Source organism: Microbacterium sp. NPDC056052 (assembly GCF_042266785.1).
Lineage (GTDB): Bacteria > Actinomycetota > Actinomycetes > Actinomycetales > Microbacteriaceae > Microbacterium.
Window position 1 is genome coordinate 190,562 of record NZ_JBHJWV010000007.1, and the last position, 14,066, is coordinate 204,627.

Annotated in this window: 19 protein-coding genes and 1 tRNA gene; 9 read left to right on the top strand and 11 right to left on the bottom strand. The window is 67.2% G+C overall.

The features are described from left to right. Positions 1 to 20: 20 nt before the first annotated feature. Complete coding sequence (locus tag ACFC1J_RS14710) at positions 21 to 1,349, top strand: winged helix-turn-helix domain-containing protein (protein WP_375907469.1); 1,329 nt, start codon at positions 21 to 23, stop codon at positions 1,347 to 1,349. Positions 1,350 to 1,452: 103 nt separating this feature from the next. On the opposite strand, the gene ACFC1J_RS14715 is transcribed toward ACFC1J_RS14710, so the two are convergent. The 3 genes from ACFC1J_RS14715 to ACFC1J_RS14725 form a co-directional block, all read right to left on the bottom strand. Next, positions 1,453 to 2,031, bottom strand: coding sequence for a LemA family protein (locus ACFC1J_RS14715; RefSeq protein ID WP_233312090.1), 579 nt, complete (start codon positions 2,029 to 2,031; stop codon positions 1,453 to 1,455). A gap of 81 nt (positions 2,032 to 2,112) precedes the next feature. Beyond that, complete coding sequence (locus ACFC1J_RS14720; RefSeq protein WP_375907471.1) at positions 2,113 to 3,426, bottom strand: D-arabinono-1,4-lactone oxidase; 1,314 nt, start codon at positions 3,424 to 3,426, stop codon at positions 2,113 to 2,115. Continuing rightward, on the bottom strand, positions 3,423 to 4,667 hold the full coding sequence (locus tag ACFC1J_RS14725) for an amino acid deaminase/aldolase (protein WP_375907474.1): 1,245 nt from the start codon (positions 4,665 to 4,667) through the stop codon (positions 3,423 to 3,425). Before ACFC1J_RS14725 ends, ACFC1J_RS14720 begins: the two co-directional genes overlap by 4 nt. Before the next feature lie 66 nt (positions 4,668 to 4,733). On the opposite strand from ACFC1J_RS14725, the gene ACFC1J_RS14730 reads away from it, so the two are divergent. After that, positions 4,734 to 4,806, top strand: a tRNA-Leu gene (locus ACFC1J_RS14730). Positions 4,807 to 4,885: 79 nt separating this feature from the next. On the opposite strand, the gene ACFC1J_RS14735 is transcribed toward ACFC1J_RS14730, so the two are convergent. Then, complete coding sequence (locus ACFC1J_RS14735; protein ID WP_375907477.1) at positions 4,886 to 6,094, bottom strand: tyrosine-type recombinase/integrase; 1,209 nt, start codon at positions 6,092 to 6,094, stop codon at positions 4,886 to 4,888. A 12-nt stretch (positions 6,095 to 6,106) separates the two neighbouring features. Here ACFC1J_RS14735 and ACFC1J_RS14740 point away from each other — a divergent pair, with 12 nt between their 5' ends. The 4 genes from ACFC1J_RS14740 (at position 6,107) to ACFC1J_RS14755 (ending at position 8,368) form a co-directional block, all read left to right on the top strand. Next, positions 6,107 to 6,577 carry a hypothetical protein gene (locus ACFC1J_RS14740; protein WP_375907479.1) on the top strand — a complete coding sequence of 157 codons (471 nt, stop codon included), beginning with the start codon at positions 6,107 to 6,109 and terminating at the stop codon, positions 6,575 to 6,577. A gap of 230 nt (positions 6,578 to 6,807) precedes the next feature. Next, positions 6,808 to 7,083: a hypothetical protein gene (locus tag ACFC1J_RS14745; protein ID WP_375907482.1), complete on the top strand. Its 276-nt coding sequence runs from the start codon at positions 6,808 to 6,810 to the stop codon at positions 7,081 to 7,083. 200 nt (positions 7,084 to 7,283) lie between these two features. Next, on the top strand, positions 7,284 to 7,928 hold the full coding sequence (locus tag ACFC1J_RS14750; protein WP_375907485.1) for a hypothetical protein: 645 nt from the start codon (positions 7,284 to 7,286) through the stop codon (positions 7,926 to 7,928). A 128-nt stretch (positions 7,929 to 8,056) separates the two neighbouring features. Continuing rightward, the gene (locus tag ACFC1J_RS14755; RefSeq protein WP_375907488.1) at positions 8,057 to 8,368 is read left to right on the top strand and encodes a hypothetical protein; all 312 of its coding nucleotides are present in this window, start codon (positions 8,057 to 8,059) and stop codon (positions 8,366 to 8,368) included. A gap of 397 nt (positions 8,369 to 8,765) precedes the next feature. Here ACFC1J_RS14755 and ACFC1J_RS14760 read toward each other — a convergent pair whose 3' ends face one another. The 7 genes from ACFC1J_RS14760 to ACFC1J_RS14790 form a co-directional block, all read right to left on the bottom strand. Continuing rightward, a complete protein-coding gene (locus tag ACFC1J_RS14760; RefSeq protein ID WP_375907491.1) occupies positions 8,766 to 9,224 on the bottom strand; it encodes a hypothetical protein in 459 nt (152 codons plus the stop codon). Between the two features lie 73 nt (positions 9,225 to 9,297). Continuing rightward, positions 9,298 to 9,753: a hypothetical protein gene (locus ACFC1J_RS14765; RefSeq protein ID WP_375907494.1), complete on the bottom strand. Its 456-nt coding sequence runs from the start codon at positions 9,751 to 9,753 to the stop codon at positions 9,298 to 9,300. A gap of 144 nt (positions 9,754 to 9,897) precedes the next feature. Then, positions 9,898 to 10,416 (bottom strand): hypothetical protein, encoded by a 519-nt coding sequence (locus ACFC1J_RS14770; protein WP_375907497.1) that lies wholly within the window; start codon positions 10,414 to 10,416, stop codon positions 9,898 to 9,900. Between the two features lie 218 nt (positions 10,417 to 10,634). Beyond that, entirely contained in the window at positions 10,635 to 11,261 is a 627-nt protein-coding gene (locus ACFC1J_RS14775; protein WP_375907500.1) for an SOS response-associated peptidase, read from the bottom strand. Beyond that, positions 11,215 to 11,553, bottom strand: coding sequence for a hypothetical protein (locus tag ACFC1J_RS14780; protein WP_375907503.1), 339 nt, complete (start codon positions 11,551 to 11,553; stop codon positions 11,215 to 11,217). Before ACFC1J_RS14780 ends, ACFC1J_RS14775 begins: the two co-directional genes overlap by 47 nt. After that, the gene (locus ACFC1J_RS14785) at positions 11,502 to 11,888 is read right to left on the bottom strand and encodes a hypothetical protein (protein WP_375907506.1); all 387 of its coding nucleotides are present in this window, start codon (positions 11,886 to 11,888) and stop codon (positions 11,502 to 11,504) included. The genes ACFC1J_RS14780 and ACFC1J_RS14785 overlap by 52 nt, the downstream gene beginning before the upstream one ends. Before the next feature lie 28 nt (positions 11,889 to 11,916). Beyond that, the gene (locus ACFC1J_RS14790; RefSeq protein WP_375907509.1) at positions 11,917 to 12,093 is read right to left on the bottom strand and encodes a hypothetical protein; all 177 of its coding nucleotides are present in this window, start codon (positions 12,091 to 12,093) and stop codon (positions 11,917 to 11,919) included. Positions 12,094 to 12,134: 41 nt separating this feature from the next. Here ACFC1J_RS14790 and ACFC1J_RS14795 point away from each other — a divergent pair, with 41 nt between their 5' ends. The 3 genes from ACFC1J_RS14795 to ACFC1J_RS14805 all read left to right on the top strand — a co-directional run bounded on the left by ACFC1J_RS14795 (position 12,135) and on the right by ACFC1J_RS14805 (position 13,983). Further along, complete coding sequence (locus ACFC1J_RS14795; protein ID WP_375907511.1) at positions 12,135 to 12,353, top strand: DUF3263 domain-containing protein; 219 nt, start codon at positions 12,135 to 12,137, stop codon at positions 12,351 to 12,353. Between the two features lie 527 nt (positions 12,354 to 12,880). Next, a complete protein-coding gene (locus ACFC1J_RS14800; protein ID WP_375907514.1) occupies positions 12,881 to 13,519 on the top strand; it encodes a hypothetical protein in 639 nt (212 codons plus the stop codon). Between the two features lie 170 nt (positions 13,520 to 13,689). After that, positions 13,690 to 13,983: a hypothetical protein gene (locus ACFC1J_RS14805; protein WP_375907517.1), complete on the top strand. Its 294-nt coding sequence runs from the start codon at positions 13,690 to 13,692 to the stop codon at positions 13,981 to 13,983. The last annotated feature ends 83 nt before the right edge of the window (positions 13,984 to 14,066 follow it).

Here is a 14,066-nt window from a genome sequence, read left to right on the forward strand (position 1 = left end):
CTGTCGATACGCTGACCGACGTGACCGACTCCCCCGCCGCTACCCGTCGAACGCCCGCGCACTCCGCGGTGGATATGCTGAGCGCCGCCGAGGCCCGGCGGATCGCGCTGGCCGCGCAGGGGTTCTCCCGGCGGAGGCCGGCGGATCCGGGCGTGCGCCACCTGCACACGGCGATGGCGCGCATGGGCGTGCTGCAGATCGACTCCGTGAACGTCTTCGCGCGCTCGCACTACCTGCCGCTGTTCTCGCGTCTGGGCGCGTACGACCCCGCCCTGCTGGAGCGGGCCTTCCTCTCCCGCCCGACCGCGGCGCGCTCCGGCCGGTACACCGAGTACCTCGCGCACGAGGCGACCTTCCTGCCCGTCGAGGACTGGCCGCTGTGGGGCTTCCGTCGCGAGGCGTTCCGCGCCAAGCGCGGCGAGTTCTGGGGGCGAACCTCGTCCGCCCGCACGCTGGACTGGGTCCGCTCGGAGCTGCGGGAGCGAGGGCCCTCACGCCCGGCCGAGATCCGCGGCGACGCCCCCGGGGGCAAGGGCGGCTGGTGGGAGTGGGACGACGTCAAGCACGCGCTGGAGTATCTGTGGCGCGTCGGCGAGGTCGCGATCGCGGGACGCGACGGCTTCGAACGCCGCTACGCCCTCGCGGAGCAGGTGGTGCCGACCGACCTGCTCGGACGCGACCTGGACCGCGCCACCGCGATCGGCGAGCTCGTGCGCCGGGCGGCGAGGGCGCACGGGGTCGCGACGGCGGCGGACATCGCCGACTACTACCGGGTCAAGGACCGCGCGCTCGTGCTCGGCGCGATCGACGACCTCGTGGAGCAGGGCGAGCTGGAGCCCGTCCACGTGCGCGGGTGGGAGCGCGGCGGGCGGCCCCTTCCCGCCTGGCGGCATACCGATGCCGTCCTGCCGCGCCGGATCGACACGACGGCGATCCTCACACCGTTCGACCCGGTCGTCTGGTTCCGCGACCGGGCGCTGCGAGCGTTCGCCCTGGACTACCGGATCGAGATCTACACGCCGGCCGCCAAGCGCCGCTACGGGTACTACTCGCTGCCGGTGCTGGTCGGCGACCGGATCGCCGCCCGGGTGGACCTCAAGGCCGATCGCGCCGCGGGCACCCTCCGCGTGCAGTCCGCGTGGTGGGAGCCTCAGGCGCGCCCGGTCGAGGATCCGGAGCCCATCGCCGGCGAGCTGCGGGCGGCCGCCGCCTGGCAGGGGCTCGAACACGTGTCGGTGGCGGGCTGGGGCGACGCCTCGGCGGCCCTCGCGGACGTGCTCGATGCACACCCGGAACGGGTCCTCCGGCACGACGTGGGCCGGACGGATCAGGTGCCGCTCGGGGCCTGATCGCCCCGCGGTCGTTGAGCGGGCACGACCGAAGGCCGAGGCACCGCGTTTCGTCTCGCTCCGACTACGTCGGTGCTCGCTCAACGACCCCGAAAGGGGCGTCTCAGAACTGCACGCGCGGGGGCTCCGCGATGGCGGCCCCGTCTGCGACCTCGAAGAACTCGCGCTCGGTGAACCCGAGGTTCCGGGCGAACAGGTTGTTCGGGAAGACCTTGATCTTGGTGTTCAGCTCGCGCACGCCGCCGTTGTAGAACCGGCGGGAGGCCTGGATCTTGTCCTCGGTGTCGACGAGCGCAGCCTGCAACTGCAGGAAGTTCTGGCTGGCCTGCAGCTGCGGATACGCCTCGGCGACGGCGAAGAGGCTCTTCAACGCCTGCTGCAGATGGCCCTCGGCCGCGCCGGCCTCGCCGGGGCTGGAGGCGGAGAGCGTCTCGGCGCGGGCGCGCGTGACGTTCTCGAACACCGCCTTCTCATGCGCGGCGTAGCCCTTCACCGTATCGATGAGGTTGGGGATCAGATCGGCGCGACGCTTGAGCTGCACGGTGATGTCGCTCCACGCCTCGTCGACGCGGACCCCGAGCTGTACGAGCGAGTTGTACGTGGCCCACAGATAGATGCCGACGGCGACGATCAGAACGACGATCACACCGACGACGACGAGCACTGGCACGAGAACATCCACGGACGACAACCCCCTAGCAGACGCGGTTTCGGCTCATCCTATCCCGGCATCCTCCGTGTTCGCCGGGCTGCCAGCGAACGGTCAGGCGCCGAGAACGCGCTCCAGATAGCGATTGCCGAACCGGCGCTCCGGATCCAGCCTGTCCCGCAACGCCAGGAAGTCGTCGAAGCGCGGGTAGCGCTCCCGCAGCTGATCGGCGCCCAGCGTGTGCAGTTTGCCCCAGTGCGGCCGTCCGCCGTGCGCGAGGCAGATCTGCTCGACCGCGTCGAAGTACTCGCGAGGATCATGGCGCCAGTACCGGTGCACCGCGAGATAGGCCGAGGCGCGCTCGTGCGCCGTGGACAGCCAGCGGTCGTCGGCCGCGGCGAAGCGCACCTCGATCGGGAACTCGATGCGCCAGCCGCGCTTCGCGATGAGCGCCTGCACGGCCCGGAACACGGGCACGATCTCGTTCTGCGGGAGCGCGTACTCCATCTCGCGGAAGCGCACCGTGCGGCTCTGCGTGAGCACGCGATGGGAGAGATCCGTGTACTCGCGGTCCCCCGTGAGCTTCACCGCGAGTCTGCTGAACGGCGGCGTGATCGCCGGAACGGCCACGCCGCCGGCGCAGACGGCCCGGTACACGCCGTTCGAGAGCAGCGTCTCGTCGATCCATTTGCCGACCTTCGGCAGCGGACGACGCACCGCCGATTCGGGGAGCCGCTCCGTGGTCTTCGTGAGCGCCACGTCGGTGTGCGGGAACCAGTAGAACTCGTAGTGGTCCGCCGCGGCCACGCGCTCATGCACGCTCTCCAGCACCTCGTCGAGCCGAGCGGGCGCATCGATCGCGTGCATCACGAACGCGGGAACGCACTGCAGCGTGACCTCGACGAGGATCCCGAGCGCGCCGAGCCCCAGGGCGACCGCGGGCAGCAGCTCTGCGTTCTGGGTCTCGTCGACGCGGAGGAACTCCCCCGCAGCGGTGATCAGAGTCGCGCCCACGACTTGAGCCGCGATGCCGCGGAAGCCCGCCCCGGTGCCGTGGGTTCCCGTGGAGATGGCGCCGGAGATCGACTGCCGGTCGATGTCGCCGAGGTTCTCCATCGCGAGTCCGTAGGGCGCGAGCAGCGCCGGGATGCGGTGCAGGCGGGTCCCCGCGAGCAGCGTGACGCGACCTCTGGCCTCGTCTGCCGAGACCAGTCCCTGCAGGTCGTCGAGCTCCAGCAGCACGTCGGGCGCGACCGCCACCCCCGTGAAGCTGTGGCCGGCTCCGACCGCCTTCACGCGCAGGTTCTGGGCCGCGGCGGCGAGCACCGCACGCTGCACCCCCTCGGGCGTGCGAGGGCGCTCCACCCTGATCGGCCGGACCGACGCCGAACGACCCCAGTTCTGCCAGGTTCCCCCGGGTCGTGTCATAGGAACGCCTTCCCCTCACCGCGATACGTGGGCAGCTCCGCGACGACGCGATCGCCGTCCACGAGGTGGTAGCTCAGGATCCGCTCGGCCGGCTCGCCGCTCTTCGCGTGCCGAAGCCAGACGCGGTCCCCGATCCTGAGCGTGCGAGCGGCCTCGCCGCGCAGCGGCGTCTGCACCTCGCCCGCGGCCTCCCGCGGCGCGGTCTGCAGCCCCTGCGGCCACACGGGCGCGGGCTGGCGCGAAGCGACCGGCGGCCCGGACGCGATCCATCCGCCGCCGAGGATCGTCGCGATGTCGGGAGCGGGCCGGCGCACCACGTCGAAGGCGATCGCGCTGGCCGGCGCCGGCGCGAAGGCGCGGTAGCCGTCGAAGAGGTGCCCGGCGAGCAGACCGCTTCCCGCCGTGATCTCGGTGAGGACGGGATCGGATCCGGTGTACTCGAGGGATCCCGTTCCGCCTCCCGTGACGAACTCGAGCGGCACGAGCGCCTGCACCGCCTCCACGATGCGTGCGCGTCGCTCGCGCAGTTCCTGGCGCGACTGCGCCTGCACGGTCCGGATCAGCGTGTCGCCGCTCCCGGTGTCGTCCCCCTGTCCGGCGATCTGCGCCTCGTACATCTGCAGTCCCACCAGGCGGAAACCGTCGCGCTCGGCGGCCCGGCGGGCGAACCGCGCGACCTCGTCCGGGGTGTGCAGCGGCGAGCGGAAGACGCCGATGTGGCCGAGGGCGGGGGCGCGCCAGGAGGCGTCGGCGTCGATCGCGATGCGCACCCGGGGCCGCGCAGTGGGAGCGACGACCGCGTCGATGAAGTCCAGCTGCGACTCGTCGTCGACCATGAGGGTGATCCGTGCGGCCGCCTGCTCGTCGGCGAGCAGTCGTTCGAGACTCGGACGGTCCGCGGTCGGGTAGGCGAGAACGATGTCGTCGTGGTCCTCGGCGAGCCAGAGCGCTTCCGCCAGGGTGAACGCGAGCAGGCCGAGGTAGCCCGGCACCCGGAGAACAGCGTCGATGACCTCGCGCACGCGCACCGACTTCGTCGCGATCCGGATCGGCAGCCCGCCCGTGCGCACCACCATGTCCATGGTGTTGTAGCGCAGCGCCTCAAGATCGATCACGGCGACCGGCGCGGGCAGGTGCGCCGTGGCCTCGGTCAGCCGCGGCCACCATCGGGCCGGATCCTCCCAGGCGTGCGCAGCGGGACGGGGGGTCGCATGGCCCTGATCGGCGATGAGCTCGAGCACTCCCCCACCCTATTGGCTCCGAGTCAACATCGCTCACGGTGCCGTGCTCGCTAGGCTCAATGGGCGGCCCCCGTAGCCCAACGGCAGAGGCAGGCGACTTAAAATCGCTTCAGTGTGGGTTCGACCCCCACCGGGGGCACCGATTATTTAGTTCTGAACAGGTATTCTTCTCTCACACCTGGGTTAGTGTTTGCCAGCCAATCGACTGCATCCGTCGTTTATTCGCTGTTTTCAACCCACGCAGACAGCGCCGCAGTCGCATCGGGACCGTCGTGCAGGGGCTGCATGTAGTGCTTCCTGGTCACTGCTGGTGTTGCGTGCCCGAGCTGCCCCCGCGCGATGTCTACCCCCATGAGGTCGCGCAGGAGCGTCGCGACGGCTTTTCGCAGCGACCTCGGCGACAGCCCTTTGTATGGAGTCCCTGCTAGCGCTTCTCGCCAGTTACGCGCGAGGTTGTGCGGCCATCGGAGCGTGCCGGCTGCTGACGGAAACACCCACTCGCTGTACGCGATCTCGCGTCGCCGACGCAGGACCTCGACCGCGAAACTTGGGAGTTTCAGCGTGCGGTTTGATGTGTCGGTCTTTGGATGCGGCTGCACCATGACCTTGCCGTCGTCGCCGATGACGACGGTGCCGCGGATGTCCACGGTCGCGGGAGTGGTGTCGAGGTGCACGTCCCGATCCCATCGGAGTGCGAGCACTTCGGCGGTACGGGCGCCGGTCCCGATGTAGAGGTCGAAGAGATCGCCGAGGTCGGCTGAGCGAGTTGCGCCGCGCTTGTCCGGAGTGACGTCATACGCCCACATGATCCAGCGCATCGCCTGCACATCTGCGACGGTCGGGGCGGTCACCGGTTTCCTCGGCGGGACGATGCGCCCCACGTCGCGGACCGGGTTCGACTTCATCGCACCATGTCGCACGGCCAGCCCGAACACGTGCTGGAGGATCGTGCGCACGGTCTTCGCGGAGCCTGGTCCATTCTCGTCGGTGATCCGCTTGAGGAAGCGGTCGACGCGCGGCACGGTCACCTCTGCGAGGCGCAGGTCACCGAACCCTTTCCCAATGAGTGTGTCCATGCTCTGCCGGTATCGCGCTCGCGTCGACACTGCGAGCTCATCACGCTCCGGCTCAGCAAGGCAGCGGGCACCCGCAGCCCTCACAGTGCTGTTCCCCGTGAGATCCTCCCCGGCGGGAGCGAGGCGCTTCTTCAAGGCCTTGATGAGGTTGCGCTCGGCTTCGGCTGGCGTCTTCCCTTGCCGCTGAATCGGGCGCGTCACTCCGTCGCTGTCGCGGTACCGGCAGACGGCTGTCGGCTTCCCGGCGATCGTTGTGCGACGAATCTTGCCCCAGGTTTCGAGCTCGAGCGGCGGCCTAGCCATGAACACCGCCGATTCGAAGATTCGCTCACGCCCCTTCAGGTTCCTCATAAGATGACCGCTATGACACCTCCCGACCGCAGTCGACCAAACCGGCCGGCGCGGGTGACGATCGCCGTGCTCTTCGCACTTCTTGCTACGGTTCTCGGCCCCTTCCTTGGCGGCATCGTGATGCTCGTGACAAGCATCAATCTCCTGAATTCGAATGCCTCGATGGCGGACGTAAACGGGCCCCTGGGGATCCTGCTCGGGGTGATCTGCTTCGCCTATGGCATCGTGCTCGGCCTATACGTGATCTTGACAGGGTGGGGAAGCGCGGGCGGCCGAATCTGGACGACGCTCCTGCTGGCGGTCGTTCTGCTCCTCGCGGCGGGGATGACCCTCGTGTACATCAACGAAGGGGCGGCTGTCCTTGAACTGGCACCCCCGGCCCTCGTCGTCATCTGCAGTGCCGGAGCGGTGATCTTGCTGTGGGGTGGCTCGGCCGTGAAGCGCTACTTCGCGCGGGCGCGCGCGACCCGTACATCTCTCTGAGGCAGCGGACGTCCGCTCGTACGGAGAGCGGGATCGCCATGAGGGGCAGATCATCGGCTGGGGGGCGCATGTGGATTTTGGGGCTGCTTGGGGTACTCGGATGTGCTCTGCTCACGGTCGCGTGCGCGGGTGAGCCCGCGTATGAGTCGGACACTGTCGGCGCCTCGCCGGCCGAGGCCGCAGGGCCGTCTCCCACGGCGTCCGCGTCGGTCGCGGCAGCAGCGGAGGCGGTGACCGACCCGGTGGCGCGCGTGGAGGCAGATGCCCCTCAGCGGTGTGACGCGCAGGGTGTTGCCACCTATCCGGACGGGTATGCCGCTCATCGAACGCCTGAGGCGACGACAGCATCGTGGGACGGGGACCGTTACCGGCTCGGCTACCCCGCCACCGTGATCGTTCCCGGCCCGTCCGTGGATGCACCGCCCGTGTCGAAAGTGGTCGTCGTGACCTGCACGCTGACGTTCGAGAACGACCGGGTCGTGGTCGCGGGGTGGGCGGCGGCATAGCGGGACGGAGGGCTCAGTCTGAGGTGAGCCTGTACCGCTTCTCGAGCCTCGCGAGCCACGTCACGCGGATGTCGTGCGGGCCCTGCGCGTCTTGCATCCACTCCGCCTGGGTCGCCGTCGGCGGGGGTCTTTCGTCGTGTCCTAGGGGATTGCCCCTAGACCCGCTCGCGGCCGCTCAGCTCCCTCATAGGATGACCGCTATGACACCCCCCGATCTGGCGCGCCCTCGTCCTGCGCGACTCTGGCTAGGCATTCTCGCCCTGGTTCTCGCGCTTCTGAGCCTCATGTACCAGGTGGTCTTTTCCGGTGTACTCGGCTTCGGGCTCTCGGGGATCTCTCCGTGGCTGCAGCTCCGGGGGCTGACCTTGTACCTGCTGCTCCCCTCCTTGATCGTGACGGGGGTAGGGGCGTGGGCCATCATGCGATCTCGCCCCCGAGGGCTGGGAATCGCCGCAACCACACTAGGCGCGGTGCCTTTGGCTTTGGTGCTGTTCGTTATGGGCGGCATCGCAGTGAACGCGATTTCTCTAGCGCTGCAACCGACCACCGAGTACTCGTCTCTCGATGAGCTCAAGGCCGCGTATGAGAAGGCCGGTGGCACCTGCGCCAAATACGAGGATGTGTCGGACGAGTTGCCGCAGGGAGGCGACGCCATCAAATGCGACCCAGACGGACATAGGGTCACGCTGATGATCTTCAAGACCACGGAGCAACGAGACGCTTACCTGAAGACCCGGAGCGGCTTCGGCGGCTCCCCGACAATAGGCGGGGAGCACTGGGCGGTGGACGAGCCCTACGATGCTGCCGTGCAAAAGCTCGGCGGCAAAGAACTTCCCCGCGGATAGTCCCGCACGAGCGTCGGGGAATCACGTACAGACGCTCACCGATCGGGAAGATGTCATATTCGTGAAGCGTCGCTCGCGCCATAGGGTTTGAGATCGCAACGACCCAAACACAGAACGGATGAATGAAAATGAGTGACATTCACGCTAGGAATCATCGCATACTGGGCATCCTTTCGGTCACGGCGGCCGTGCTATCGCTTCTCTGCGTCATCACGGCAGCCATCATCTTCGGTGATTTCGCGAACTCCGGGCTTTCCGGGCCGGGCGGCACAGCATTGGGGCTCTACTATTTCCCCGCACCCGTATTAGGCTTCGCCGCTGCGATTCTGGGTGTGATCTCAGTAAGTTCTCGGCCGCGACTGCTCGGCATTCTGGGCCTGGCACTCGTTCTCGTCGGCTTGGTCATCTGGATTCTGACTGCCTTTCGGGTCTGGTACTGACTTAGTGGCTCAAAACCCGACCAACCAGGGTTGGTCGAAATCTCAGCTCCTTCACCTAAGTCGCCCCTCACCTCTCTCAGCGAACTGCCGCCGGGAGGTGACGCGGTCAGTTGCGACAAAGGCGACAGGGGCATGCTGATGGTTTTCAAGACCACGGAGCAGCGAGACGCATACCTGAAAACCCAGGGTGGGTTCAGCTCTCCGATAGTGGGCGGGGAGCGGTGGGCTGTGTACGACCCCTATGATCCCGTCGTGGACAAGCTCGGCGGCAAGGAACTTCCCCGCGGGTAGTCTCCCCCGGACCGGGGCACGAGGCCGACCTCGAGGGCTCCAGAGCCAAACTGTAAGACGGACCGCCCCCGCTTCTCCCTGGAGAGGCGGGGGCGGTTTCGCGTCGTTATTGGTGGACTTGGGTCTGCTGGCGGCTCGTTACCTGGTAGACGGCCTGTGTTGTCTGACGTGCCCATATGAGAACGAGCGTGGCGATGGCGATGGGTGCGGGAAGCAAGAACAGGATGAGGAGGAGGGGCTCGGACCAGTCGCCACTCATCAGGAACGGCAGCGCATGCAGGAACATGTATAGGCCCGGCAGAAGAGTGAGCGCAGTGAACGTGGTCGCTGGGCCACGGGATTTGCCTTTGAGTATCCGCGGGATCAGGATGGCGCAACCGATGCCGCCGGTCAGGGCAACGATGCCGAGGAAGAGGAGAATCGGTGCCCCTAACGCTGCCATTCCGGACGCGGTCACGGCCCCGTATCCCATGTCGGCAGCCGTCGCTATCCCGGCCATCGCGACCAATCCCATCATCACCGCGACGGTAATCAGCCGGCCGGGCGTGTTCCGAGTGCTACTCATTGGTTACCACCTTCTTGTTGTCGGTCGTTCCTGCAGAAAGGTTCTTGCCGACGCTGGCCGGTGAGGTCGATGCTCAAGGGCTGGCGGCGGTGAAGTGTTCCCTCATGGATGCCCCGACCCAGAGCAGCAACAGAATCGCGAGCGGCGGGAGCAGCGGGGGTAACGGGAGAAGCACGTACATCCATGGGGCAGCAGCAGGGGCGTAGAGCATAGGCACGGACGGGGCCGCGATCACGCACGCCCAGGCGCTGACAGCAAAGCCGACCGCGACACAGATGGTCGTTGTTCTGCGCGCTTTCCGCTCGCCGCGTCGAAGAGCGCGAATCACGATCAACGAGATGACGATGCATGCGAAGTGCACGATTCCGGCCCAGGTCATGACCCATCCGACAGGGTCATGATTCATCCCCGCCTCCACCTGCCCACCGACGATGATGTACCCGACGGCGGGCAGTTGAATGACCGCGACAACTGGGATCAGGATGGTCAGCGCTCGGATCGCACCGGGAACCTCTGACTTGGCGGTCATGCGCACACCATAGCGACAACAGACACCCGGCCCGGGTCAGTACGGGTCGGCATTCACGCCGGCTTATGTCCGTGTGGACGCGACCGCGGTCCAGGATCCGTCATCACTGCGATGTTGATAAGCCAGTCGGGGGTGCTCCGGGTGCTACTCATCGGTTACCGCCTTCTCGTTGTCGGTCGTTCCTGCAGAAAGGTCCTCGCCGGTTCCGGCCGGTGAGGTCGGTGTTTGAGGACCTGCTGCGGTGAAGTGCTGCCTCACGGATGCCCCGACCCAGAGCAGCAGCAGAATCGCGATCGGCAGGAGCAACAGAGGCCCCCAGAACTCCCACGGGACAGCCGCAGGTCCGCTGAACGCGGGCGCGATGATGATGAGCCCCCAAATGGTGAAGGCAAAAACGAGGATGATGCAGAGGGTCGTTGTTCTGCGCGCAGGCTGCTCGCCGCGTCGAAGAGCGCTGATCGAAACCAACAGAAAGACGAGGCATGCGAGATTTGACACGCCAGCGAGCACGGTGACCAATCCGAACGGATTGTGTTTCATCCCGTTTTCCATCAGGCCCCCGATGACCAGGTAGGCGGCAATTGGAAGCTGCACGACTGTGAGAATCGGGATCAGTATGGTCAGCGCGCGGATCGCAGCGGGAACCTTTGACTTGGCGGACATGCGCACACCATAGCGACAACAGACGCCCGGCCCCGGGCCTCCACCGGCCGGTGGTGGGGGAATCCCGTAGAGGCAGAACCGACGCTCGTCGAGCACTAGAGGCCAGAGCGGCTCTCTCCCGCGAGTCGCTTTTTCGGCATCTCGTCGAGTTCTTCGGCCTGCACGGTGATGGTGCGCGTCTCGCGCGGGCGGATCATTCCAATGAGCACCAGGACGGCCTAGGCCGCGGGGGCGATCACGGTCGGGTCGTCGCGGTCGACGGTTCGGGTGTTGTTGACCTTCCGGTCGACGACGTACTGCTCGATCGTGGACGCGATCGCGGTGGAGGATCCGTCGAGGAGGGAGAGCATGTTCTCCCGGCCGGGGCGGTCGAGCTTGACCGGCTCTAGCCATGCGTCCATGGCGTCGGGGGTGAGGAGCCCGTCGCCATGGAGATAGTGCGGGATCTTCGCACCCTTCTCGCCGGTCCATTCGAAGTAGCCGCGCATCGGGACGACGCAGCGCGCCGCAGTGAACGCCGGCGCCCAGAACCCGGCCGCGAGCTTCTCCACCCCGGCGTTGATGAGCGGGACTCCGGGGCGCATGTTCTTCGGCTTCTCCCAGTCCCAGCGCACGAGCTCGAGGAACCGGCCGTCGCCGCGGTCACGGATGATCGGCGCCTGATCAGTCGGCGCGATCGAGTACGACCCGTGCCATTCCTTCCACCAGTCCTGGGGGTCGCCACCGCCGGCGACGAACTCCCGGATCAGTTCGTCGGTCTTGGCGTCCATCGCGAATCGTCCGCACATGGCCGCCACCTTACGCTCGACGACCGGCAGCCGGCGCGGCGGCCGTGCCGGCTTCATCGGGGAGGGTGACGGCGTTGCCCCAGACCCAGCAGCGGAACGTCTTGTCGCGGATCGTGAACGCGACGCCGGCAGCGTCCGAGGTCGTGCGGTGGATCCAGCAGTCGACGTGCATCGGGATCGCCCCGAACCGGATCCACGCCTTCGCGCGGATCGGCTGCGGGTAGCTCGTGACCGGGGTTTCGTCGAGGCGCAGCTCCTTCTCTGTGAGGGACTGCAGCTGGTTCTCGCGCGCGATCTTCAGTAGGAAGTGGTCGGCTGCTGCGTCGGCTTCACGTTGGCGGGTTCCCACGCCGCGACGCTATGCGGGGTCGCTGACGCCGGTAGGGCGCGTGTAGCCGCCGGTGCCGTGCGTTGGGCGGCCCCGCCGGTATGCGCCGAGCGCGATCGCGTGTCCATGTCGAGCGGCAACGTGCGCAGCGCGGCGACGAGCCGGGCACGGTACTGGTCGTCATTGGACCCGACCCACAGCCCGACCTCCGCCGCGAGCAGATCGAGACGCCCGCCGGCGACACGGTAGAGTTCGTCGATCACCGGGGCCGGGTCCTGCGTGTACTCGTTGCGAGACATCACAGCGCCGATCGCGATACTGAGCTGGGTGTCACGGTTGAGCGGGTGTGATGGCATGCGGGGAGCGTACGCCTCGGCGCCGACATCACGCCTGATGGAAGTCTGGCCCATCGAGCTCGGGCGGCATGACGACTCCGGTCGGCCGCGCGTGCACGACGCCGTGCTCGGGGCAGACGAGCGCACCGCCTTCGTCGCGCAGCACGACGCCGCACAGCGGGCAGACCTCGCTCACGAACCCGTCGTCCTCGATCGCGGTCTGCACGCGGTCAGCTTATGTCCGTGGCCGGTGGCAGCATCACCCACATGACTCCCGCCAGACTTCTCACCTTCGAGGCGCGCAATCCGTCGTGGCGCGGGGACAAGGAGACGCGGATCCGGAAGGAGCTCGGCCTCTCCCCCGCGCGCTACGTCGTGTTGCTCGAACGCGCCGCGGCGTCCATTGAGGGCAGGCAGGCGGATCCGCTTGGCGCGCGCCGGCTGCTCGCCCTCAAGCCTCCGCGGATCCGCTGGGGCTCCCGATGAGCGAGCCGCGAGTCCGAGTGACGTCCAGAGGAGAACCGTCATATGCCGCCTGGCGCAGGTCCGGTGACATCGGAGCCCGGATCCTCTACAACCTGGCGGAACGTGACGCCGAAGCAGAAGCCCGGCTGAAGGAATCCGCCGTTTGCTCGTCGAATTGCGAATCTAGTCGGCTCTAATCCGCTCTACTGCTGGCCCGGAATCATGCGGAATATTAACCCTGATGAGAGCCCATTAGAGGGCACCCCGTAACGCTTCAGTCTGGGTTCGAATCCCAGCAGGGCACAGAATCGCCTTTCTGACCAGGTATTTCTCTGCCCGATCTGACAAGCCTAAGCTGGCGCAAGTACCGCTCGATGGTGGACGGCGCTGACACCGGCGAGAACACGACCGTCGCTGACGACCGACGATCATCGCCGCCAGAAGAACCCCGCCCGGCCTGTGCTGGCGGCACGGGCCTATCGCCGCGTCTTACGGGGTTGCCCTGACTCCGCTCCCAGTCCCTTCAGGTCCCTCATAGGATGACGGCCATGACATCCTCAGATCTGGCGCACCCGCGTCCTGCGCGGCTGTGGCTAGGCGTTCTTGCCTTGGTTCTCGCGCTCCTGTTCCTCGGGTACCTGGCGGTCTCTTCATTAGCATTCGTCTACGGGATCATGGGTGGCCCTACCGCGCAGAGGCTCCCGATGCTGGCCCTCTTCGTCCTGCTCCCCGCTCTGATCGCGACGGGGGTCGGTGTGTGGGCGATCGTGCGTTCTCGCCCCCGATGGCTGGGAATCGTTGCAACCGCACTATGCGCCGTCCCGCTGGCCTTGGCGCTCTGGCTTACGGGCAGCATTGCGGTGAGCGACATATCTGGAGCACTTCAACCGACCACTGAATACTCGTCTCTTGACGACCTCAAGGCCGCGTATGCGAATGCCGGCGGCACCTGCACCAAGTACAGCGATGCGTCGAACGAACTGCCACAGGGCGGCGAGGCAGCCTCTTGCGACGAAGGTGACTCGGTCACGCTGATGGTCTTCAAGACCACGGAACAGCGAGACGCCTACCTGAAAACCCAGAGCGGTATGGGCTCCCCGATCACGGGCGGGGAGCGCTGGGCGGCGTACGATCCCTACGATCCTCGTGCGGACAAGCTCGGCGGTAAGGACCTTCCTCGCGGATAGTCCCGCTACCCGCCCCGCCCCGGCCCTCCGGCGGCGGGGGTTGTTCGTCGCGCCTTTAGGGTTGCCCTTAGCCCCGCCCGCGGCCCCTCAGGTCCCTCATAGGATGACCGCCATGACCCCTCCGATCTGGCGCACCCCGTCCTGCGTGGCTGTGGTTAGGTGTTCTCGCCTTGGCGCTCGCGCTCCTGAACGTCATCTACCAGGGGCTGCTCGTGGTCCTCACGGGCTTCGGCTTCGGGTTCATGGGGATGTCCAACGCGCAGGCACTCCTGTTCGTGGCCGGCTGTTCCCTCCTTCCCTCCCTGGTCGCCACGGGGGTGAGCGTGTGGGCCATCGTGCGTTCCCGACCCCGATGGCTGGGAATCGTCGCTGTCGTACTGTGCGCCGTACCGTTGGTCGTAATTTTCGTCGTCGTGCTCTACATGGTGGGGCTTCTTCTGGCAGCCACAACCTCCGCCGCATGAATCGCCCCGCTCTCCTTCGGGAGTGCGGGGCGATTCGGTGCTTCCTGCGGGGGCCTCAGCGGAGGGCGGCGATCGGAGGCAGG

Coding starts and splice junctions, on each gene's coding strand:
- ACFC1J_RS14720 (WP_375907471.1), bottom strand. CDS start 3,426: ATGACACGACCCGGGGGAACCTGGCAGAACTGGGGTCGTTCGGCGTCG.
- ACFC1J_RS14735 (WP_375907477.1), bottom strand. CDS start 6,094: ATGAGGAACCTGAAGGGGCGTGAGCGAATCTTCGAATCGGCGGTGTTC.
- ACFC1J_RS14740 (WP_375907479.1), top strand. CDS start 6,107: ATGACACCTCCCGACCGCAGTCGACCAAACCGGCCGGCGCGGGTGACG.
- ACFC1J_RS14750 (WP_375907485.1), top strand. CDS start 7,284: ATGACACCCCCCGATCTGGCGCGCCCTCGTCCTGCGCGACTCTGGCTA.
- ACFC1J_RS14755 (WP_375907488.1), top strand. CDS start 8,057: ATGAGTGACATTCACGCTAGGAATCATCGCATACTGGGCATCCTTTCG.
- ACFC1J_RS14760 (WP_375907491.1), bottom strand. CDS start 9,224: ATGAGTAGCACTCGGAACACGCCCGGCCGGCTGATTACCGTCGCGGTG.
- ACFC1J_RS14765 (WP_375907494.1), bottom strand. CDS start 9,753: ATGACCGCCAAGTCAGAGGTTCCCGGTGCGATCCGAGCGCTGACCATC.
- ACFC1J_RS14770 (WP_375907497.1), bottom strand. CDS start 10,416: ATGTCCGCCAAGTCAAAGGTTCCCGCTGCGATCCGCGCGCTGACCATA.
- ACFC1J_RS14775 (WP_375907500.1), bottom strand. CDS start 11,261: ATGAAGCCGGCACGGCCGCCGCGCCGGCTGCCGGTCGTCGAGCGTAAG.
- ACFC1J_RS14785 (WP_375907506.1), bottom strand. CDS start 11,888: ATGCCATCACACCCGCTCAACCGTGACACCCAGCTCAGTATCGCGATC.
- ACFC1J_RS14795 (WP_375907511.1), top strand. CDS start 12,135: ATGACTCCCGCCAGACTTCTCACCTTCGAGGCGCGCAATCCGTCGTGG.
- ACFC1J_RS14800 (WP_375907514.1), top strand. CDS start 12,881: ATGACATCCTCAGATCTGGCGCACCCGCGTCCTGCGCGGCTGTGGCTA.